Origin of the sequence: Protofrankia sp. CiP3 (assembly GCF_917627345.1) — a bacterium.
In the GTDB taxonomy this organism is placed as follows: Bacteria; Actinomycetota; Actinomycetes; order Frankiales; family Frankiaceae; genus Protofrankia.
Map to the genome: position 1 here is coordinate 37,878 of NZ_CAKJTM010000004.1, position 21,807 is coordinate 59,684.

Annotated in this window: 18 protein-coding genes and 1 pseudogene; 10 read left to right on the forward strand and 9 right to left on the reverse strand. The window is 68.3% G+C overall.

Annotation, left to right across the window (positions count from 1 at the left end):
* Positions 1 to 67 precede the first annotated feature (67 nt).
* A complete protein-coding gene (locus MJ797_RS02415; RefSeq protein WP_239331385.1) occupies positions 68 to 3,763 on the forward strand; it encodes a sacsin N-terminal ATP-binding-like domain-containing protein in 3,696 nt (1,231 codons plus the stop codon).
* 77 nt (positions 3,764 to 3,840) lie between these two features.
* Here the strand turns inward: MJ797_RS02415 and MJ797_RS02420 are convergent, their stop codons facing one another.
* The 6 genes from MJ797_RS02420 to MJ797_RS02445 form a co-directional block, all read right to left on the reverse strand.
* The gene (locus MJ797_RS02420) at positions 3,841 to 4,092 is read right to left on the reverse strand and encodes a DUF2530 domain-containing protein (protein ID WP_239331387.1); all 252 of its coding nucleotides are present in this window, start codon (positions 4,090 to 4,092) and stop codon (positions 3,841 to 3,843) included.
* 219 nt (positions 4,093 to 4,311) lie between these two features.
* On the reverse strand, positions 4,312 to 5,169 hold the full coding sequence (locus MJ797_RS02425) for a class II aldolase/adducin family protein (protein WP_239331389.1): 858 nt from the start codon (positions 5,167 to 5,169) through the stop codon (positions 4,312 to 4,314).
* A complete protein-coding gene (locus MJ797_RS02430; protein WP_239331391.1) occupies positions 5,166 to 6,431 on the reverse strand; it encodes an acyl-CoA dehydrogenase family protein in 1,266 nt (421 codons plus the stop codon). Before MJ797_RS02430 ends, MJ797_RS02425 begins: the two co-directional genes overlap by 4 nt.
* 145 nt (positions 6,432 to 6,576) lie before the next feature.
* Positions 6,577 to 7,281, reverse strand: a complete 705-nt coding sequence (locus MJ797_RS02435) for a flavin reductase family protein (protein WP_239331393.1) — start codon at positions 7,279 to 7,281, stop codon at positions 6,577 to 6,579.
* Positions 7,278 to 7,913 carry an NADPH-dependent FMN reductase gene (locus MJ797_RS02440; RefSeq protein ID WP_239331395.1) on the reverse strand — a complete coding sequence of 212 codons (636 nt, stop codon included), beginning with the start codon at positions 7,911 to 7,913 and terminating at the stop codon, positions 7,278 to 7,280. The genes MJ797_RS02435 and MJ797_RS02440 overlap by 4 nt, the downstream gene beginning before the upstream one ends.
* A 53-nt stretch (positions 7,914 to 7,966) precedes the next feature.
* Positions 7,967 to 9,004 carry an ABC transporter substrate-binding protein gene (locus tag MJ797_RS02445; RefSeq protein ID WP_239331397.1) on the reverse strand — a complete coding sequence of 346 codons (1,038 nt, stop codon included), beginning with the start codon at positions 9,002 to 9,004 and terminating at the stop codon, positions 7,967 to 7,969.
* 680 nt (positions 9,005 to 9,684) lie between these two features.
* On the opposite strand from MJ797_RS02445, the gene MJ797_RS02450 reads away from it, so the two are divergent.
* From MJ797_RS02450 to MJ797_RS02470, 5 genes are all read left to right on the forward strand, one after another.
* Positions 9,685 to 10,614, forward strand: a complete 930-nt coding sequence (locus tag MJ797_RS02450) for an ABC transporter permease subunit (RefSeq protein WP_239331399.1) — start codon at positions 9,685 to 9,687, stop codon at positions 10,612 to 10,614.
* Entirely contained in the window at positions 10,587 to 11,381 is a 795-nt protein-coding gene (locus MJ797_RS02455) for an ABC transporter ATP-binding protein (RefSeq protein WP_239331401.1), read from the forward strand. Before MJ797_RS02450 ends, MJ797_RS02455 begins: the two co-directional genes overlap by 28 nt.
* On the forward strand, positions 11,378 to 11,926 hold the full coding sequence (locus MJ797_RS02460; RefSeq protein ID WP_239331403.1) for a cupin domain-containing protein: 549 nt from the start codon (positions 11,378 to 11,380) through the stop codon (positions 11,924 to 11,926). The genes MJ797_RS02455 and MJ797_RS02460 overlap by 4 nt, the downstream gene beginning before the upstream one ends.
* A 98-nt stretch (positions 11,927 to 12,024) precedes the next feature.
* The gene (locus MJ797_RS02465; protein ID WP_239331405.1) at positions 12,025 to 13,197 is read left to right on the forward strand and encodes an LLM class flavin-dependent oxidoreductase; all 1,173 of its coding nucleotides are present in this window, start codon (positions 12,025 to 12,027) and stop codon (positions 13,195 to 13,197) included.
* Positions 13,198 to 13,519: 322 nt separating this feature from the next.
* Positions 13,520 to 13,945 (forward strand): MarR family winged helix-turn-helix transcriptional regulator, encoded by a 426-nt coding sequence (locus tag MJ797_RS02470; RefSeq protein ID WP_239312742.1) that lies wholly within the window; start codon positions 13,520 to 13,522, stop codon positions 13,943 to 13,945.
* Between the two features lie 42 nt (positions 13,946 to 13,987).
* Here MJ797_RS02470 and MJ797_RS02475 read toward each other — a convergent pair whose 3' ends face one another.
* Positions 13,988 to 15,001: a Gfo/Idh/MocA family oxidoreductase gene (locus MJ797_RS02475; RefSeq protein WP_239331407.1), complete on the reverse strand. Its 1,014-nt coding sequence runs from the start codon at positions 14,999 to 15,001 to the stop codon at positions 13,988 to 13,990.
* Between the two features lie 322 nt (positions 15,002 to 15,323).
* On the opposite strand from MJ797_RS02475, the gene thpR reads away from it, so the two are divergent.
* Both thpR and MJ797_RS02485 read left to right on the forward strand, forming a co-directional pair.
* Positions 15,324 to 15,917 (forward strand): RNA 2',3'-cyclic phosphodiesterase, encoded by a 594-nt coding sequence (gene thpR, locus MJ797_RS02480; RefSeq protein ID WP_239331409.1) that lies wholly within the window; start codon positions 15,324 to 15,326, stop codon positions 15,915 to 15,917.
* A 760-nt stretch (positions 15,918 to 16,677) separates the two neighbouring features.
* Complete coding sequence (locus MJ797_RS02485) at positions 16,678 to 18,045, forward strand: citrate synthase (RefSeq protein WP_239312734.1); 1,368 nt, start codon at positions 16,678 to 16,680, stop codon at positions 18,043 to 18,045.
* 85 nt (positions 18,046 to 18,130) lie between these two features.
* Here MJ797_RS02485 and serC read toward each other — a convergent pair whose 3' ends face one another.
* Together serC and MJ797_RS02495 are read right to left on the reverse strand one after the other, a co-directional pair.
* Entirely contained in the window at positions 18,131 to 19,249 is a 1,119-nt protein-coding gene (gene serC, locus MJ797_RS02490) for a phosphoserine transaminase (RefSeq protein WP_239331411.1), read from the reverse strand.
* Positions 19,242 to 20,336 carry a citrate synthase 2 gene (locus tag MJ797_RS02495; protein ID WP_239312728.1) on the reverse strand — a complete coding sequence of 365 codons (1,095 nt, stop codon included), beginning with the start codon at positions 20,334 to 20,336 and terminating at the stop codon, positions 19,242 to 19,244. Before MJ797_RS02495 ends, serC begins: the two co-directional genes overlap by 8 nt.
* Positions 20,337 to 20,774: 438 nt before the next feature.
* Between MJ797_RS02495 and pdxH the strand changes: the two genes are divergently transcribed.
* Both pdxH and MJ797_RS02505 read left to right on the forward strand, forming a co-directional pair.
* Positions 20,775 to 21,515 (forward strand): pyridoxamine 5'-phosphate oxidase, encoded by a 741-nt coding sequence (gene pdxH / locus MJ797_RS02500; RefSeq protein ID WP_239331413.1) that lies wholly within the window; start codon positions 20,775 to 20,777, stop codon positions 21,513 to 21,515.
* Positions 21,512 to 21,807: pseudogene (locus MJ797_RS02505) on the forward strand (hypothetical protein); the annotation flags it as partial. The gene pdxH and the pseudogene MJ797_RS02505, both read left to right, overlap by 4 nt.

The window sequence follows — 21,807 nt, forward strand, 5'->3', positions numbered from 1 at the left end:
CCGCCGCCGGGCCAACTGGCGGCACCTGGTATCCCAGCCAACCGCGGCCGAAGAGGAGGATGGAACGATGGACGCGCAGCCGTACAGGAACGTGATTGTGGACGCCGACAGCGGCAGCACCCAGGCTGGCCCTCCTGACCACCGGCGGCGCGCGAACCAGGACGATCGTGGCACCTTCGGCCAGCCCAGCGACTCGTTCGGGACGGCGGCGATCCAACGCCGGGTGCTCGACGCCTGGGCGGCATCCCCGGCCCGGTTCCGTGAGGACGCGAACGCGGAGGAGGACGCCGCTCGCGGCGCCTACCGCGACCGGCTCGTCGTCGAGCTGCTCCAGAACGCGGTGGACGCGGCCCATACCGCGGCTGTCCCCTGCCGTGTTCTGATGACGCTGACCAGCGACAGCGACAGCGACAGCGCGGCAGAACATCACAACGGGATACTGGAGATCGCCAATACCGGGACGGGGCTGTCCGCGGCCGGAGTCGAGTCACTGTCGACCCTGCGCGCTTCAGCCAAGCGCGACACAACGGCTCTCGGCCGTTTCGGGGTCGGTTTCGCCGCGGTTCTGGCCGTCAGCGACACCCCGTCGATCGTGTCCCGGCAGCCGGTGGGTTCCTGGGGGGACCGCAACCACCTGGGCGGTGGCATCGGCTGGTCGAAGCAGTCGACGATCGACGCGATCAACGCGCTCGGCGAACCGGCTCTTGACGCTGAGCTGGGCCGCCGCGACGGCGCGGTCCCCGTGCTGCGCCTTCCTTTCCCCATGATGGACGCGCCGCCACCGCCGGATGGTTACGACACGGTCGTCCGGCTGCCCCTGCGCGACGGCGCCGCGGAATCGCTGGCCCGCTCGTTGCTCACGGGCCTGGACCCAACGCTTCCCCTGCTGATGCCCGGGTTGTCCGAGATCACCATCGTGATCGACGGCACGCCCGAAACCCTGACCTGTGTCTGGGCGTACCCGGCGCCGGGCGTGGAGCACGCGCTGCTGAACGGCGAGCGGTGGGTCGGCCGGGTCCGACGCGGCGTGATCCCCGCGGGCCTGCTGGCCGACCGGCCGGTGGAGGAACGTTCCCGCACCGGATACGCGGCACGGGCGATGGTTCGCGAGGGCGGCTGGCCCGATGACGTGCCCAGGCTGGTCCGCGCGCCGCAGCCGACCGACGAACCGCTGTCTCTGCCGGTGCTGGTCAGCGTGGATCTGCCCCTCGAACCGTCCCGCCGGCACACAGTCGCCGGTCCGCTGCGGGACTGGCTGGTGGACCGGCTTGCCGAGACAGTCGTCGACCTGGCTGTCGACCTTGGCAGCGCCGGCCCGGCCACAGCTGACGATCTGGCCGCGGCCACCCCGCCAGCGTCCGGCACCCCGTCAGCACGCCATGGCGGCCCCACCCCAGTGGCCCCGGCCGCGCCCGACCTGCTAGCCCTGATCGCCGCCGAGCCCGGCACCGGGAACCCGGCACGGACCGCGCCGGAGGCCGACGTCCGCGGGGTGTTCGCGGCACTCGCGGGTAGCGGCCATCCGCCCGCGCATTCCCCGCTGGCGGCGCTCGAGCTCGTCCCGACCGGGCTGCCCGTGGGGGAGGTCGACGGCAGACTGCGGGATGCGCTCAGCCGGCTCCTTCCGGACGCGCCGATGCTGCCAGGCGGGCGCCGTGGATCCGCCTGCGTCGTGTGCGACCTCGGCCCGGCGACCGACGCGGTCACCGCGCTGCTTGCCTGCGGGCCGGTCACCGGCCCCGACGCACCCCCCGACGCACCCCCCGACGCGCCCGATGGGGGCGGCAGTGTGGACGGTCTGCTACCAGCAGACTACGCGGCCCGCCGCTGGCGGTCGCCGCTGGCGCTGCTGGGAGTACAGCGGCTCGGTACCGCTGAGGTAGTCGAGATCCTCACTGAGCTGCGCCGACCACCGGCGTGGTGGGCACGTGCCTATGCGGCTCTCGCGCATGCTCCGGACCGGGACGCTCTCGGCGCCCTGCCCGTCCCCCTGGCCGTGCCCACCGGGGAACAGCCCACCGGCACGAGTACCAGCACGGATACCGGCACGGATACGGATGGGGCCCGGCTCGGCGCCCGGATGGTCACCGGCCCGCGTGGTGTGCTGCTCCCCACGCCCGAGCTGGACGTCGCGGCATTGATCGACTCAGGTCTGCCGCTGCGGGTGGTGCATCCGGACGCCTGCGTCGGTGCCGCCCGCGGCATCCTGCGCACCCTCGGCGCGGTTGACGGAACCCCGGTGAGCGTGCTGCGTGACGCATCCATCGCCGACGCTGTCGCGGACCTCGATCCGGACGTGGCTGCCGACGCTGTCCGCGCGCTGGCCACGGCCGTCCTCGCACTCGTGCGTGACGCCGGCCTCGATCCCGCTGGCGCGGTCGGTGAGCTGCCGTGGCTCGCCGATCTGCTCCTCCCTGACGCCGATGGGGATTTCAGCCCCGCTGGTGAGCTGTTGATCGCGGACGGCCCCCTCGACCGAGTGCTCGCGACGGACGCGCCGTTCAACGTCCTCGCCGATGACTTCGCGCGGGCGTGGCCGATACGGGTGCTGGAAGCGGTCGGGGTACTGCGGACCTTCGCCACCCTGCGGGCTGACGGCATCCGGCTCGACCCGGACGAGCCGACGCTGCTGGAACTGGACGACAGCGATGCCTGGGTGGAAGAGCTGACCACCCGTCTCACCGCCGGAGCCGCGCACGAGCCGGGACATGCCGCGCCGGCCGCGCCACCAACACTCACGACCTTCCGCGCCGTGCGGGACCTGGAACTCGTCGACACGTCCCGCTGGCCCGAGGCGCTCAGCGAGCTTGCCCAGCCGCCCCTGCGGGACGCGGTCATGCACTCCGAGCGGATCAGCCAGCCCAACCGGCCGGTGGGAGCCGGCGCTGACGTCGACACGTCGTACACCCGCTGGTGGCTGTCCCGGCACGCGCTTCTTCCCGTCGCCGGATCGACCGCGGTCCTGCCGCCGGCCGAACTGGCGCTGCCCGGCGCGGACCCGCTGCTCGACGGGTTGTTCGCACCCGCCGCGCCACTGCCCGGCGTGGACGTCGACCTGCTGCGCCGGCTCGGTTGCCGGCTCACCCTCGCCGATGTCCTGAACGATCCCAATGCGCTGCTCGATCTGCTCGACCGGCTCGGCGACGCCGATCGGGATGTACCGTGGCCGGCCGCGCGGGCGCTCTACATGGCCGCGGTGGATGCCACCAAGATCCCTGATAATACCGACAGAACAGATAGCGACGACACCGACAGCAACGGCAGCGACCGGCCGACCGGCATCGATCCCCCGCTGACCGTGCGTACCCCGGACGGGGTGGTGCGGACATCCAACGCCGTGATCGTCGATGCGCCGGACCTGCTGCCGCTGCTCGGGACCGGTCGTAGCGCCCTGCGAATGCCGCTGGACCGGGCGGCCGAAGCTTCCCTCGTACTCGGCGTGCGGCTGCTTTCGACGCTCGGCGGCTGTGCGGTCGTCTCAACGCCGCGGAAGCGTACGGCACCGGACGGCACGCCGTACCTGTCACATGCGCCGCTGCTGGTGGCCGACGCCGATGGGACGCCCACGCCTGTCGCGTGGCGGGTGCTCGGTGGTATCGGCGGCGAGATCCACGTCGACGAAAACGCCGGGACGAACGCGCTGGCGCGAGCGCTGGCCTGGCATGCGGGCACCTGGGACCGCCGCCATGCCATCGCCGAGGCGCTGCGCGACCCGGCCGGCGAGGATCAGCGGCAGGCCGAGGATGACCTCGACGACTGGTGAACCGGTGAGTCCCGGCCACCAGCCGGCCGGTTCCGGCTGCCCAGCCCCGCTCCTTGATCCATCGAACCAACAAAGGATCATTCGTTGACCGGCTTTCGGAGGCGGTCACGGCGGCGCGTGGTGACCGCGATGCCCAGCAGCCCGAGCCCGGTACCAATGGCCGCGGTCGCGATCCACCACAGGTGGCCGTGCGCCTGCAGGTTGTTCCAGAACGGCAGCATCACGATCAGGGCGACCAACCACAGAACCGTGCCGACGGTTACTGACGCCACGCCGTCATAGGGCAGTGGTTCCAGCTCGCGGCGGCCAACCGGCGGGGTCGTGCTCATGTTCGCCGACGTTACCCCGCGGCCTGCCAGCGGTCTGGGGAGCGCGGGCGGCACCGAAACCCCTACCAGCCGAGCCGCCCAGACCGTGAACCGCGCGAGTTTGTCGGTATAGGAGCTTTTCGGGCGATATGGACGCCTTTCGGCCACCTGGCATAAGCGGCCACCTGGCATAAGCGGCGACGCACCCACCCTGATCGCATGGAAGGACGTGAAGACCGTTCAGTCCAACAGGTCGGGCTGTTCCTCGACGATGATCTGGTAAAGAGCCTCGAAGGACCACCGCGCGCCCACCTCACTGGCGAGCTGGCCCGCGGTGAGCCGGGCGGTCTCGTCGTCGAGAATCCGCAACGCGCCGGCGGCTGAGGCGACGAGCTGGGCCTTGGCAGCGCGTTCGGCGGCGATGAACCAGTAGGCGGCTGACTCCACGGAGGCCCCGACGGAGAGCAGGCCGTGGTTGGCGAGGATCGCGAGCTTGCGCCCGCCGAGGGCTTCGGCGATGCGACGCCCCTCGTCCGTGCTGAGCACAACGCCGTTGTAACCCTCGAAGATCACATGATCCTCGAAAAAGGCGCAGGCGTCCTGGGTGATCGGATACAGCGGCTCACCGATGGCTGACAGCGCCTTGCCGTACAGGGAGTGCGTGTGCGCGGCGGCGACAACGTCCGGCCGGGCCGCGTGGATCTGCGAGTGGATGGCGAACGCCGCGGTGTTCAGCGGCCCGACGCCCTCGACGATCTCGCCAGCATCGTTGACCAACAGCAGGTTGGACACAGTGATCCGGCGGAAGTCGACACCGGCCCGATTGACCCAGAAGTGGTCAGGCAGCTCCGGATCACGCGCGGTGATGTGACCGGGCAGCCCTTCGCCCAGACCCAGCTGGCCGAAGATACGGTACGCGCCGGCCAGGCGCTGCTTTCGGTACAGCCGTTCCTCGACGACGCTCCGCTCCGGTTCGGGCCGCGGCCAGGGGCCACCGACCGCAGGCGCGACGATGTTCGACCGGTCCCACGAACCCGGCTCCGGGCCTCCCACGCTCGCATCCGCCAGGACTGCGATGTTTTCCGTGCTTATGCTCATCTCTCCGCTGCTCCTCTCGATGGCTTCACCGTTTTCTCTTCCCAATGCAGCAGGGCACGGCCGGCATCGGCGTAGACAGCGTCGTCCTGCGGAGTGTGTACACGACCGCACAGAACATTTCGATAATGACGCTCCAACGGGTTCGCGCGGGACAGCCCGGGATTTCCGGTCAGCGCAACGGCCGCGCCCACCGCGCGGATCGCGGCGTTGGTGACCGTCGACTTCACGGCGTTGGCACGGGCGGCGGCTACGGCGTCCCCCGCGTCGACACCCCGCACGGTCGTCTCGAGCAACACCCGCGCCGTCGTCAGCGTGACGTCGATCTCCCCGACGGCGGCCTGGAAGCGCGGCAGGCTCGCCAACGGCTTGCCCAGGTTGGACGGCACCCGCTCATGCAGAAAACCGATCAGCCAGTCCCGGGCGGCCTCGGCGACCCCCAGGTAGATCGTTGAGATGGCGAGAGCACCCCAAGAGATGATCATTAATCCCGCTGTCGCCGCATCCCGCAGACGGGACACAGGGAGGAGCCCCACCCCCGCGTCGGCGTCCAGCCGGACCCGGTCGAAGACAACGTCATGGCTTTCGGTCGCCCGCATCCCGAGGTGGTCCCAGGTACGGATGATCTCTATGCCCGCGCTGTCAGCCGGTACGACAAAAACGCCGACCCGCGGCTCCCGGGCCCCCGCGCCCGCCGCCGGCCCGGCCACCCGCCCAACGGGGTCGGCGGCCGGGCCGGTCGCCGCCCACACCAGCATCCAGCGCAGCACCGGCGCACCAGTCGAATAGATCTTGTGGCCGGTGAGCTCCCAGCCATCCCCTGTCCAGCGGGCCGTCGTGGCCGGCAGGCCACCCCGCGAGGGACTGCCCAGGTCGGGCTCCACCCGCAGGTGGCTCACCATCGCGCCCTCCTCCACCGTGGACCGTGCCACCCGCGCATACACGTCCTCGGCCCATCCACCGCCGTCACCGAAGCGCGCGTGTGCCAGGTACGTCATCGCGAGAACGAGCGCGGTCGCCGGGTCGCCGTGGGCGATTGTGCCGAGCACGTCGACCACGGTCGAGATGCCCGCGCCGGCTCCGCCATAGGCAACTGGGACGGTGAGCCCGGTCAGCCCGGCCTCGTGCAGCCGCGTGAGGTTCGCGACCGGGAAGGTCCCCGTCCGGTCGTGTTCCGCCGCGGTCGCGGCGAATTCGGCGGCCAGTTCCGTCAGCAGGTCCCGCTGGGGCGGCCCGACGGATGCGGGTGCGCTCGGAGTCGACATGGAGACCCTCCGGAGGGAGAACGTGGCCCACCGGCCGAGCATGACACGGTCGCTGCCATACCCAGCCGGTCAGCGAGAGAGCCGGGCAAGCCGGCCGACGCGCCGTGGGAAGTGCCGTGGGAAGTCAGGTATCAGGTAGCAAGTATCAGGCATCAGGCACCGAATTTCGCGATCTCGGCATTGAACGCGGTGCTGAAGTAGACTGAACGCGGCGCTGAAGAGGCCCGTCCGAATGAAAGTTATTTGTTTTGAAAGTCCCGTATTCGCCATTGTGATAAATCAATGGCAACGCGCTGTCCTCCTCGGTGTGCGCCTGTAGCACACGGGCCACCAGCAACCGATGGTCACCGGCGGTGAGCCGATGTTCAAGCCGGGCCCGTACCCAGGTCACCGTCCCGGCCAGCAGCGGTTCACCGGTGGGCAGGCGCGTCCACGTGCTGGGCGGAGCAAACCGGTCGGCGCCCTTGGCCGCGAAACGCTGGGCGGCATCGGCCTGGCTGTCGGACAGCAGGTGCACAAGCAGCGTGTCAGCATGCCGCAACGCCGGCCAACTTGACGAGGCCGATGACACCGACAGCGATATCAGCGGCGGTTCCAGCGACAGTGACACAAGGGACGTCGCGGTAAAGCCGACCGGCCCGGACGGACTGTCCAGGGTCACCACCGTGACCCCGGCCGCGTGCCGGCGGAAGACCCGTCGGTAGGTGTCGGGATCGACACCCGCACCAGTTTCGTCGTGACCGGTGGCGCCCACGGGCCGGCTGGCCACGAGCCGGGCGACCGAGCCGTCCCCCAGCCCATACTCGTCCGGCTCATGGTCCGCGGCGTGCGGCCAGGCGGGGTGGCTCATCGCGCGAGTTCCGCTTCGCTGACCGCCGCTTCGCTGACCCGCGCTTCGATGACCAGCGCCGCCGCGGCCTGGACCAACCGGCCGTTCGCCGCGGCCCAGTCGTCGACCTGGGTGTCGAGAGCCGGCAGCTGAGCCTCGACGATCGAGAATGCCGACGTGGGAACCGTCGCCCCCAGTTCAGCGAGGAGCGGACGCAGATGCAGCTCGGCGACGGCCTGATGCGCTGGCGCGCCCGCGACAATTACCGGCACTGCGATCACACCAGTCAACCCACCCGCAGGCAGCAGATCGAGAAACGCCTTGAGAAGGCCAGTGTAGCTGCCTTTGTAAACCGGCGTGGCCACCACGAGCACGTCCGCCGCCCGGATGGACGCCAGCGCCGCGGCAACAAGGCCGTTCGTGTCGGCGAACAGGTACTGGGCGATCAGAGCGAGGTCGATGTTCTCGAATCCCGCGGCGTTCTCGACTCCCGCGGCCGCCGGACGAGGCACGACGGCGTGGCCGCCTCGCCCGGCGACGCATTCCCGCGCAATCCGTTCGGCAACGGTCCGGGCAACCGTACGCGTCCGGGAGGCTGGGCGGGGATTCCCGCTCAACACAACGATGCGCGGGAACGGGAAGGTCGGTGGCATGACCAGCCTCCGTAATGTGGATGGACGCGCGGACAGGAAACGGTGACAGCTGGTCAGAAGGTCAGCGAGCGGACGAAGAACGGGGCGACATCCAGCCTGTGGTCGATCACACCGGCTTCGGTGTACACGTCCGAGGCTTCTTGCAGCTGCTTGATTATCGTGTCGTCAATCGGGGGGGCTGTCACCGTTCGGCGATTGGTCACCGCCGCGGCCACCGGCTCGGGCAGCTTGGTCAGCGAGGCGAACAACCGGGTGAAGTCCGCCTTGTTGGTGTTCGACCAGTCGAAGGCCCGGGCCTGCCGGAGCAGGAAGTCCGCGATGGCCGCGCGCCTGGCCGGATCCCCGACCGCCTGCTCCGACGCGACGGTGAACCCGAGCCCGGAGCTGATCCCGACCCCGTCGCGAATGATGCGCGCGCCCTTCTGTTCCGACAGTGCGATGTACGGATCCCAGGTTGCCCATGCGTCGATCTGCCCGGAGTCGAACGCGGCGGTGGCGGCCGGCGGGGTCAGAAACGAAATCGTGACGTCATGAGGGGTCAGGCCCGCCTCCTTGAGCGCGCCGAGCAGCAGATAGTGCCCGACGCTCCCCTTCGTGGTGGGTGAAACGGTCTTGCCCTTGAGATCTGCCACCGTGCGGATCGGCGAATCCTTGGGAACGAGCACCGCAACGGCCTTGGCGGAGGTTCGGGTCACGCCCACGATCTTCAACGGCGCGCCGGCACCGATCGCGTTGAGGACGGGCGCGTCACCCGCTGGGCCGATGTCGGCGGCGTTCGCCCGCAGTGCCTGCAGCAGCGGAGCCGCCGCCGAGAAATCCGACCATTCGATCCTGTACGGAATGTCCTTGAGAACGCCGGCCGCCTCGAGTATGGCCTTGGTCTGACCGACCTGATCGGCGATGCGGAGGGTCACCCCGGAAAGGTCGGCCCTGGCGCCTGTCGTGGCCGACGACTTCGGAGCCGCCGAATCGGGCCCTCCCGCGCAGGCGGCCAGCAGGGAAACGGCCGCAAGCGCGGTGATGCCCGCGAACAGCCGAGGTTTGTGACGAGTGACCGGCCGGGTTTGGTGGCGGGTGAACAGACGTAGCATCGGGCAACTCCGAAGCGCGAGTATCTCCCGTCCGAAACCGGTACGAGCGGTGGCGGACAGGATAAAAGTGATTAACGGTGGACGGCTGGGTCGAGTGACCAGGTCAGGATGGCTCTTTCGTACGCCCGGAGCTCCCGGGGGAGCGAGCCGCGAAAAGCCGGAGCCGTCATCGACAGCGGCTGCTCCAGGCCCGGGCGTAATCCACGCAGCGGCGCCGCGTCAGGATCATCTCAGCAGACACAAAACAACACTCTGCGTATAGTTATATTGTTCAGTCAAGAAGTGGGAAAGTAATATACGTCACACAACGCCACCCGTTGACGCAGGTAGAAGCCGTATGATTCCGTTGATCTCATGTTGAAATCGGCACTTCTGGTTACCCGGGGTCACATCGACCTTCTCCGGGTGAAGTCCGCCGCATGTCCGGCCTCCTGACCGGGACGTGACGCGGAGCGCCGCACCCACCAGCACAGGTACTCCGTACTCACGCCAAGCGATTCGGCGTTACCCGAATTAACTAAGACCGGGTTGGAAATCGGATCGCGACGGATCTCCAGCGACAGCCGCCACCGTCCCGACCGGATTTCCACCGTCAACGCCAATCGATCCGCCGCCGGCGCGTAGGAACAATGATCGCGCCGCCCTCGGCCAATGTCAGCACCAATCACCGCGGAGAATCTGTGACAACCCACACGCTTTCTGCCGGGAAAGACGCGGCGGCACGGGCACCCGGCCCGGCTCCAGACACGGGCACGGACAGCAGCGGCAGCGGCAGCGGCAGCGGCACGCCTTCCCTACCACCCGCCCCGGTGTTGGTCACGGTCACCCCGTCAGCCGCCGGGCGGCGCGGTGTGCCCCGGTGGATCCGGCGGCCGACGGGCCCACTGCTCCTCGTGCTGTTATGGCAGCTCGCGAGTTGGCGTGGCAGCACCTCCACCGAGCTGTTCGCCTCCCCGTGGACGGTGGTCACCACGTTCGGCGATCTCGTCAGCAATGGTGATCTTCCACAGGCGATCGGGGTCTCGTTGCGGCGGGTCGGTACCGGCGTGCTGCTCGGGGGAACCATCGGGATCTCCCTGGCGCTGCTCGCCGGGCTGTTCCGGCTCGGTGAGGATCTCATCGACGCCTCGGTCCAGATGATCCGGACAGTACCGTTCGTCGGCCTCGTCCCGCTGTTCATCATCTGGTTCGGCATCGGTGAGACGCCGAAGATCGCGCTGGTCGCCTTCGGCGTCGCCTTCCCGCTCTACCTCAACACCTACGCCGGTATCCGCAACGTCGACGCCAACCTGGTCGAAGCCGCGCGCACGATCGGACTGGGCCGGTTGGGCCTGATCCGGCACGTCATCCTGCCGGGCGCGCTGGCGAACATGCTCGTCGGCGTCCGATACTCCCTCGCCATCGCGTGGCTCGCGCTCATCTTCGCCGAGCAGGTCAACGCCAACCACGGCCTCGGTCAGCTCATGAACGACGCCCAGGAGTTCCAGCGGACCGACATCATCGTGGTCTGCCTCGTTGTCTACGCCTTCCTCGGGCTCGCCGTCGACGCGTTCGTCCGACTTCTCGAAAGGGTGCTGCTGTCGTGGCGACCAGCCTTCAGCGGAGCATGAGCGCGCAGCTGGCTCCGCGGGGCCTCGGCACGACATCACCGGACGGCACCCCACTCGCGGTAGGGGTCCGCAACCTGCGACGCGCCTTCGGTACCAACAGCGTCATCGAAAGCCTCGACCTGGATGTGCCGGCCGGACAGTTCGTCGCCCTGCTCGGCGCGAGCGGCTGCGGGAAGAGCACCCTGCTACGCATCCTCGCCGACCTCGACACCGAGATCAGCGGGGACGTCCGGGTGGTGTCCCGGCGAGCCGTGGCGTTCCAGGCACCGCGCCTGCTGCCATGGAAACGTGTCTGGCGCAACGTCATCCTCGGCCTGCCCGGGCGGCCGGACAAGGCTCGCGCGGTCATGGCGCTGGCCGAAGTGGGCCTGGCCCACCGCGCCGATGCCTGGCCCAAGACGCTGTCCGGCGGCGAGGCACAACGGGCGTCGCTGGCTCGGGCGTTGGTGCGCGACCCCGAACTGATGCTGCTGGACGAACCGTTCGGTGCTCTCGACGCCCTCACCCGGATCAGGGCCCAGAGCCTGGTCGAACAGCTCTGGCAGCGCCACAAACCGGCGATCCTGCTGGTCACGCACGACGTCGAGGAAGCTCTTCTCCTGGCCGACCGCGCATTGATCATGAAAGATGGGATGATCGCCCACAGCGTTGACGTCACCCTGGCCAGGCCCAGAAGCGTTACCGACCCGGCCTTCGTCGAGCTGCGAGCCGAGCTGCTCGACTGGCTCGGGGTCACGCACAACCCACCTCGGGGCACGGACGAGTGACAACCACCGGCCCCACACCCGCGTTCGGCCCGCCTGGGTCCAGCCCACCCGCGTTCAGCGATGTGGACCCCTTCCACCGCCGCCTCCACCAGATCACCCAGGCGAACCTGAGCCCGGATACCGCCCAGACCGGTGGAATGCTCCGGTTCTCGGCGATCAGCAACAGGACCGTCGGCTCGACCGGACTGTGGATGGGCCAGGTTCACGTCGCCCCGGCGACCGCGTCCGGCAACCACCACCACGGCGCTTCCGAAACCGCGATCTACGTGGTGAGCGGCCACCCGCAGTTCGTCTTCCTCGACCAGAACGCCGACAGGGAGCGGCGCCCGCGCGCCGGGCGGGAGGTTCGCGTGCGGACAGCCCCCGGCGACTTCATCTTCGTGCCGCCGTGGATCCCGCATCGCGAGGAAAACCCCGACCCCGGCATCGAGGCCATTGTCGTGATCGCTCGAAGCACCCAGGAAGCGATCGTGGTCAATCTTGAGGGCCTGGAATGGGCTGGACCGGTCCTGACCAACGGTTCGGACATCGACGGCTGCTCCTGACCCCGCACGCACCCACACACGCTCGTATCCGCACGGCCCGTATCCGCCCACGCACGCATTCACCGCACGCATTCACACAGCTCGCGAGGAGTTCCGCCATGCCCGTCGAGTTCATCGGTCTCGTCTCCGCCGCGGAAGGATCGGAAACAGGCCAGACATCAGGAGCAACCGTTGACCGCGACTTCGTCCGCCGGTTCGCGCGAGCGCACGAGGACGCCGGCTTCGACAAGGCGCTCATTGGCTATTCTTCCAGTTCGCCGGACAACATTCAGGTGGCCGCCTATGCGGCTGCCAACACCGAACGGCTGGGTTATCTGATCGCGCACCGGCCGGGCGTCGTCTTCCCAACGGTGGCGGCCCGCTACTTCGCGACCCTGGACCAGTTCTCCGCGGGCCGGGTCGCCGTCCATATCATCACCGGTGGCAACGACACCGAGCAACGGCGTGACGGTGACTACCTGACCAAGGACGAACGCTACGACCGGACCGATGAGTACCTTGACCTCGTCAGGAAGGCCTGGACGTCAACCGGGCCGTTCAACCATGACGGCCGGTACTACAAACTGGAAGATTACCTGTCCACGGTCCGGCCGGTACAACAACCGCACATCCCGCTGTACTTCGGCGGTTCGTCGGCGGCGGCCTACCGGGTCGGTGGCAAGCAGGCGGACGTCTTCGCGCTGTGGGGTGAGCCGTTGGCCGAGACTGCCGAGCAGATCGCGGCGGTGAACCAGGCCGCGGCCGACGCCGGTCGCCCCAAGCCCGGCATCAGCGTGTCGTTCCGGCCGATTCTCGGCCCGACGGAGAACCTGGCCTGGGAACGTGCCTACGACATCCTCAGGGCCACGCGCGCCAACCTGGATGCGCCTAACAGCATCTTCCGTCAGTTCCGCGTGCGCTACAGCCCCACCGCCACGCCGCAGAATGTCGGGTCGCAGCGATTGCTCGCCACGGCAGCCGCCGGTGAACTGCACGACCGGGCGCTGTGGACACCGCTCGCCGCCGCTACCGGCGCCGCCGGTAACTCGACCGCGCTGGTCGGAACGCCCGAGACCGTCGCGCAGGCGCTTCTCGACTACGTCGACATCGGTGTGACGACCCTGTTGATCCGCGGCTACGACCCGTACAACGACGCCGTCGACTACGGCCGTCACCTGATCCCGCTCGTCCGCGAGGAGGTCGCCCGGCGCGACCGGGGTGAAGCCGCGAACCGTAGCGCGATCGCACCCGTCCCCGCAGCCCTGGCCGCGCATGGAGCGGGTACGGGCTGACGCCTTCGGCCAGCATGCCTCAAAGGCCTCCGGCGGTGCGACACCACGATCGCACCGCCTTCAGCCAGCATGCCTCAAAGGCCTCCGGCGGTGCGACACCACGATCGCACCGCCTTCAGCCAGCATGCCCCCAGAGCCTTGCGGAACGTAACCGGTTCACCGCGTTTCATGCCAGCCACGAACCCCGCGTGGGACGAATTCTCCGACGGTGACCTCTTGGGGCGTGTGCGGGCCTTGCCAGGAACCACCTGGACGCGGCTCCCTGATCGAACGACGACTCCCGAAAGACGCCATAGCGCGGCTAACAAGGTACCTTGGCCTGATGGACAGCGCTACCGAGGCTCAACTCGCGTCGGTCCTCCGCCTGTCCGTGATGCGCCTGTCGCGCCGGTTGCGCCAGGAACGCTCCAACACGCTGACCCCCACGCAGATCGCCGCTCTTGCCACGCTGAAGCGACACGGCTCGATGACTCTCGGCGAGCTCGCGGCACACGAACGGGTACAGCCACCGTCCATGACCCGGGTGGTCGCCCATCTCGCGGAGACCGGCCTGGTCGCTCGCAGCGCGCATCCCACCGACGGCCGCCAGGTCATCGCCGGGATCACCGAGGCCGGCCTCAACCTGTTGGAAGCCGACCATCGCCGGCACGACGAATGGCTCGCCGAACGGTTGGCGTCGCTCAGTCCGGACGAGATAGCCGCTCTTGAACGAGCCGCGCCCATCCTCGACACCCTGGCTGGTTCGTGACGCCGTACGGCATCCGCGCCCCGCGCCGGCCGGCGGACCGGCCTACAGCTCCACCCAGCCTCCGCCGGCCCGGGACACGTCGGCGGAGGCGAGCAGCCGGGCGATCGTAAGGAGATCGTAAAAAGTCGCACCGCGCACCAGCGCGGAGTCATTGAGCTCGGTGACCCGGACGACGTCGTAGGTTGCCTCGACGAGACCGGGACGCACGCCCGGGACATCGCGCATCAACAGGTCGCGCGTACCGTCCCAGTCCTGTCGCAGGACACGGCGCCCCTGCACCACTATCCTCCCGTCCGTGCCACAGATCGTGATCGTGGCGGTGTCCAGCCGGCCGCCGGGCCTCTCGTTGACCAGCACCGTGGCGCCACTGGACGACAGCAGCGCAAGGGTCACGGGCGCGTCAGCGGCAAGGCTGGCGGCGGGCATGGCGGCCGGGTGGGCGCACACGGCGATCACCTCCCCGCACCAGCGACCAACAAGATCAATTATCTCAGCCCGGCCGGATGGCCCGGCTGGGGCCGCGAGCACGGTCACCTGGGTGATCCGGCCGAGCGAGGAGACCGACGCCTGCACATGCCAGGCTGCCGGCCAGGCCCGTCCATCGAGAGCGACCACGTGCGCGAGATCGGACTCCTCGGCAAGATCCGCAATGGCCCGCAGCGCGTCGGGATCAGCGGTCGCCGGACGTGACAGGAGCACGTGCAGCCCTGCTTCGACGGCCCTTCGAGCGATCACGTCAGAGCCGGGCGGCGCCATCTCAATACACACCGCCTCGACCTCGTCCGACAGCATCGCGACCAGGTCCGCGTAAGCCCGGGGCGCCTCAGCCTCGGCGGCCCAGGCCAGCGACTCCAGCGGCTCGGGCGCGAGGAGGCCTACCACGTCCACACCCGCGTCGCGCAGGACCGAAGCGGTCATACGATCGCTACCATCCGTTACCAAAACCATCGCGCCTGGAAGATCAGGCTGGTACTGCCGAGCGTCACGGCGGCGTTCACGCCATTCGCGCGCGCCTGCCGGGTCGCGTGAGGCCACCAGCTCGGGAACCGTCGTCACCCCCCGATAGTGCCCGCCGCCGCGGCAGCCTGGAGCGTAATTCGTAACTACTCCGTCTCAAACTCTTCGCGTGAAAAAATTCACGTATTTGTTAAATAATTAATATTATTTCTATTTTCGTGAATCAGTGGATGAGGACTGGTACCGCGGATGCCCCAGGAGCAGCCGGCGCCCCGCGCCACCCGGAGATCCCGGAGCAGCCTCCGAAACCCGCATCCGGCCGTTGCCGGGGGGCCACGGCCACGGCGCAACGGCCAGTGCACCACCTTTGGACTCAGACTTTCCGAACGCGCAGACTCTGCTGGATGTGGCTCGATTGTTCGTGGCTCTGGTTCCACCGGCTGATGTCGTCGAACCGCTCCTCAACGCCGTCAGGCGGCTACGGAGCGACCATGGGCAGCTTGCCGCGGACGTGCGTTGGGCGCCGCCCGACACCTGGCATATCACGCTCGCTTTCCTCGGCGAGGTGCCAGCCGCCATTCTTCCTGATCTCACCAGCCGGCTGGCCGACGTCGCCCGCAAGCATCCGCCGCCGTCTGTGACCATTGCCGGGAGCGGGCGTTTCGGCTCCCGGGTCCTGTTCGCCGATGTCGACGAGGAACCACTGATGCCGCTGGCCACGGCGGTGGCACGGGAGGCAAAGCTGGCTGGCGCGACCGGCCTCGATGACACGCGGGCCTGGCGTGGCCACCTGACCCTCGCGACCGTCGCACGATCACATCCGGGACGCAGGCAGAGCGCGGCGGACTCCACCGAGCCGACCGGGCCGGATCTGCGGCCGATGACGGCTGCGCTCGCTCATGTCTCCTGCCGAACGTGGACGGCAAGGGCGTTGACGATGCTGCGGAACGCCCCCGGCCTCGGACGGCGTTACGAGACTGTGGCCAGCTGGTCGCTGTTCGGCGGGACACCGTGACCGTCGCGCGGTGACCCGCGGGAGCACCTACCGATGCCCGATCCATCCAGCCCACCGGCTCCGGCCTGCCGGTGCGGGACCCGGCGCCCATGCTGAACGTTACGGCGTGTTCCGGGCGGCGTTGTTCGACCAGGGAGCCGGACAGCCGGCTGTCGGAACACGCCCTGGATCCGGCGGCCTCGGTGGTATCCGGAAATCGCGAGCGCGGGCCATCAACACAGTTTTCCCTGGTATTCACATCCAACGATCAGCTAACAGCCGTCGATGCATCCACATACACCCTCGCCAGGGCTTGGTGAACGGCCCGCCAACGCCATCACAGTGCTGGAGCCCCGCGCTCAGAACCCAGTGTCCAGAGCCCAGTGTCCAGAACCCGGCGACGGCACGCCGGTCGCGGCATCGGCCCACGGCACGCCGGTCGGGACACCCCGGCTCCGGTCCGGCCGCGGCGGATGTCGTGCCCGGAGAAACCCTCCGTCATTCGTGACCGGTTTGGCTGTGCCCCGCTCCCCGCGATGTTGAAATCCCTTACCAACAGTGCCATGTTAAGGACATGGAGCATTGCCGCGGAACGGTCCGTAAGGGGTGTCGCAGGACACGCCGGGTGAAGGCTACCGATCACAGGCGTGTGGTGGCGCGAACCGCGAGACTTGGGGGCAACTGTTGCCTACCGCCGAACCGGCCCAAGCAGTCCGCACCCGGACGCCACAGCCAAGGCGCGTGTATACCGATGTGATCGCTACAGCGAGAGGAGTCCGGCGTGTCCGAGCAGGTCAGCACCCTGACCGTCACTGATAACCGCACCGGTCAGACCTATGAGATCCCGATTGCCGACGGCGCGATCCGGGCCAGCGCCCTGCGGGCGATAAAGGTTGACGAAGGCGACTTCGGTCTGATGACCTACGACCCGGCTTTCACCAACACAGCAAGTTGTCGCAGCGCCATCACCTTCATCGACGGGGATGCCGGCATCCTGCGCTACCGCGGATTCCCGATCACCGAACTGGCGGAACGGAGCAGCTTTCTTGAAGTCGCCTACCTCCTGCTCGCCGGGGAGCTGCCTACAGCCACGGAGCTGGCGGTGTGGGAAGACGAAATCACCCACCACACCCTCGTACACGAATCGATCAAGAAATTCATCGACGGCTTCCACCACGACGCACACCCGATGGGCATGTTGCTGTCGACCGTCGGCGCCCTGTCGACCTTCTATCCAGACGCGAAGGAAATAACGGACCCCGGGCTGCGGCGGCTACAGATCGTGCGCCTCATCGCAAAGATCACAACCCTGGCCGCGTTCTCCTACCGGCACTCGATCGGGCTGCCCTATGTCTACCCGGACAACGACCTGTCGTACGCGGGCAACTTCCTGAACATGATGTGGAAGGCCACCGAGCTCAAATACGAGCCGGACCCGAACCTCGAGCATGCCCTCGACGTTCTGTTCATCCTGCACGCCGACCACGAGCAGAACTGTTCGGCAAACGCGATGCGCGCGGTCGGCAGTTCCCAGGCCGACCCGTTCTCCGCGACCGCGGCCGCGATCTCCGCGCTGTACGGCCCGTTGCACGGCGGGGCCAACGAGCAGGTGCTGCGGATGCTCACCGATATCGGGTCGGTAGAGAACATTCCCGCCTTCATCGCGAAGGTGAAGGACGGCAAGAAGAAACTGATGGGCTTCGGGCATCGGATCTACAAGAACTACGACCCGCGCGCCCGGGTGATCCGGCAGGTGGCCGATGAGGTATTCAAAATCACCGGCACAAACCCACTGCTCGACCTGGCCATGGAGCTGGAGCGGATCGCGCTCGAGGACGAGTACTTCATCAAGCGCAGGCTGTACCCCAACGTCGACTTCTACACCGGCATCATCTACCAGGCGATGGGCCTGCCGGTGGAGATGTTCCCGGTGCTGTTCGCGATCGGCCGGATGCCCGGCTGGCTCGCCCAGTGGGAAGAGGGCCTGCTCGACCCCGAACAGAAGATTGCCCGCCCACGCCAGCTCTATATCGGCTATGACAAGCGTCCGTACTCACTGATCGAGGACCGTTCCCCCGACATCGGCGGCGAATCCGACTCGATCGCGGCCCTCGCGGCCCAGGCCGCTCCGACACGCCCTCGCCGTTAGGGCACGCGTTCGAAAGCCGACTATCCGGCTCGCCCGTCCAAGCGCCTGGGCGCGGCGAGCCGGAATGACGATCTCAAACGCGCTCTTACAGACGTTCGACCACATAGTCGATGGCAGCGGTCAGCGCGTGGATATCAGCCGGCTCGACTGCCGGGAAACAGGCGATCCGCAGCTGATTGCGGCCGAGCTTGCGATACGGCTCAACATCCACAATGCCGTTCGCGCGTAGCGTGCTCGCGACGACCGCCGCGTCCACACCGTCAAAGTCGATGGTGACCACGACCTGTGAACGCTGCGCTGGATCGGTGACGAACGGTGTCGTATAGGACGTCTTGTCCGCCCAGGTGTAGAGAATGGACGACGACTCAGCCGTCCGCCGCACACACCAGTCCAGGCCACCATGGGCGAGCATCCACTCGACCTGGTCCGCGAAAAGGAAAAGGGTGGCGACCGCGGGGGTGTTGTAGGTCTGGTCCTTGGAGCTGTTGTCCCGGGCGGTCGTGAGGTCCAGGAACGGCGGGATCCACCGGCCGGAGGAGGCGATCTCGGCCAACCGCTCGATCGCGGCCGGTGAGAGCAACGCCACCCACAGCCCGCCGTCGGACGCGAAGCTCTTCTGCGGCGCGAAGTAGTAGGCATCGGCCTCGCGGACATCAACGGGCAGTCCACCGGCGCCAGAGGTCGCGTCAACCAGGTGCAGGGCGCCCGTGTCCGCTCCGATCGGCCGGCGGACCGGCTTCGCCGCGCCGGTGGATGTCTCGTTGTGCGGGGTGGCGTACACGTCGACGCCCGGCTCGGGCACCCAGTCCGGATGGCTGCCGGGCGCCGAGGTGATGATCGATGGCTCGGCGAGGAACGGCGCGCCCTTCGCGGTGTCGGCGAACTTGCCGCCGAACTCCCCGAACACCAGGTGCTGCGAGCGTTCCCGCACCAGGTTGAACGCGGCCGCGTCCCAGAAGGCGGTGGAACCACCGACGCCGAGCACGACCTCGTAGCCGTCGGGCAGCGAGAACAGGTCAGCGAGGCCCGCGCGGACGCGGCCGACCAGACTGCGCACGGGCTTCTGCCGGTGCGAAGTGCCGAGCAGCGACGTTCCGGTCGCGGCGAGCTGAGCGACCGCTTCGGGCCGGACCTTGGACGGTCCGCAGCCGAAACGCCCGTCAACCGGACGCAGCTGCCCGGGGATGACGATGCCGTCAGGCATGAACGTCCCCGAGCGGCCGGGGAGCCGGACCGATGTAACGCGCGGACGGGCGGATGAGGCGTCCGGTGCGCTTCTGCTCGAGGATGTGGGCACTCCAGCCGGCGGTACGGGCACAGGTGAACATGGACGTGAACATATGCGGCGGTACCTCGGCGTAGTCCAGCACGACCGCCGACCAGAACTCGACGTTCGTCCGGAGCGGGCGGTCCGGGTAACGGTTCGTGAGCTCCTCGATGGCCGCGGCCTCCAGCGCCTCAGCCACTTCGTAACGATGTGAGCCGAGGTCACGGGCGGTCCGCCGCAGCACCCGGGCGCGAGGATCCTCCGCGCGGTACACCCGGTGGCCGAAGCCCATCAGCCGTTCCTTGCGATCCAGCGCACGACGGACATAGCCAACCGGGTCACCGGTGCGCTCGACGTCATCCAACATCGCGAGCACCCGGGACGGCGCTCCCCCGTGCAGCGGGCCGGACAATGCCCCGACCGCCGACGACAGCGCGGCCGCCGCGTCCGCGCCGGTGGAGGCCACCACTCGGGCGGTGAAGGTGGAGGCGTTCATACCGTGCTCAGCCGCGGACACCCAATAGGCGTCCACCGCCTGGACATGCTTGGGGTCCGGCTCCCCCCGCCATCGGATCATGAAACGCTCGGTGATTGTGCGGGCTTTGTCGACCTCCTTCTGCGCGACGGCGGGCTGACCGAGACCGCGGGCCGCCTGCGCGACGAAGGACAGCGCTACCACCGACGCCCGCGCCAGGTTGTTCCTGGCCTCGGCATCGGAGATGTCGATGAGCTGGCCGAAACCCCAGTAGGGGGCGAGCGTCGCCAGCGCGCTCTGCACGTCCACCCGGATGTCACCGGAATGCACCGGCAACGGGAAGGGCTCCGCCGGTGGCAGACCCGGCTCGAAGGAGCCGTCGACGAGCAGCCCCCACACATGGCCGTAGTCGACCTTTCCCACGAGATCCTCGATATCGACACCGCGATACCGCAGCGCGCTGCCTTCCTTGTCCGGCTCCGCGATCTCGGTCTCAAAGGCGATCACGCCTTCGAGACCGGGCTTGAAGTCGCTTGTCCTGTCGGCCATCGAAGTCCAGGCTCCGCTTCCTGTCCCCGGCCGGTGCCGTTAGGTGGTACGCCGGGCCGCTCCCGAGCACCGAACGCCAGCCGTAACTGATATGATCTTTCTACCTCGCCAAACTCACTGAATTGCCTGCCTGCATCCTGCCCTGTTGTCGGGGGCAGTGCCACATTCGCGCAGACCCCGCACCGTCCAGCAGCGTCCGGCGTGCCTGAACCCTACCCACCGGCTGGGCGTCCCCGACACCACGCCACGTGATGACCCGCGGAAATGGGCCACCGACCCGTCAGCAACATCTAAGCGGTCGGCGCCGCAACAAAAAGTGATACAAATCACAAAACACGAGCGACGTCGCACCGATTCTGGCTCCGCCAGAACGTGACGCCGTGTGCTCAATATAGTTTCCCGCTCAGCTACCGGTAGACAGCTGCCAGGATTGGTCAGGTGCCGCAGCACCCGAACCACGCTCAGCCGCGGGCCGCGCCGAACCCGGCAGTCCAGCGGCGTGATTACACCACCGGCGGGTTGTCCGAGGCCGATCTCGCCCCTACCTGGGTCGGTCAGTTCGCCCGCTGGTTCACCGAGACCTCCGCCGTGGCCGCCGAACCGGGATCAGCGCTGGCCGAACCGAACGCGATGGTGTTCGCCACGGCGGACGCCCGCGGCCGGCCCAGCGCCCGCACCGTCCTGCTCAAGGCGTTCGACGAACGCGGCTTCACGCTGTTCACCAACTACACATCCCGAAAAGGACACGACGCCACGGCAAACCCGTACGGCTCGTTGGTGTTTCCCTGGCATGCCCTGGAACGGCAGGTCGTCGTCACCGGCTCGCTGGAGCGTGTGTCGGCCGAGGAGACGGCGGCCTACTTCCACACCCGCCCGCGCGGCGGCCAGCTTGGAGCATGGACGAGCCACCAGTCCGAGACAATCACCTCCCGGGATGTGCTTGAGCGGCGCCGGGCGGAGCTCGACGCCCGCTGGCCTGAACCCACGCCGGTCCCGGTGCCCCCGTTCTGGGGCGGGATACGGCTCGTCCCGGACAGCGTCGAGTTCTGGCAGGGCCGCCGGGACCGACTTCATGACCGGCTCCGCTACCGCCGGACCAGCACAGACAAGACCAGCACAGACAAGGAGCGCCGCCCGCCCCGCGATGAGTGCTGGGTCATCGAACGCCTGTCACCATGAGAAAGATTGGCTTTGCGGCAGGTGACCGCGCGACGGCCCTGAGCCGGGCACAGGTGCCCGGCCGGCGGATCGCCCGCACCGTGCTGACCGACCTCGGACCGCTGCGGTCCTACCCGGCTTACCGGCGCGTATGGGCAGGCGAAACCGTGTCCGCGGTCGGCTCAATGATTACCACGACCGCGGTGCCGCTACAGGTCTACGACATCACCGGGTCCTCGTTCGCGGTCGGGCTGACCGGTCTGATCACCCTGGTTCCACTGATCATGTTTGGGATGTTCGGCGGAGCGATCTC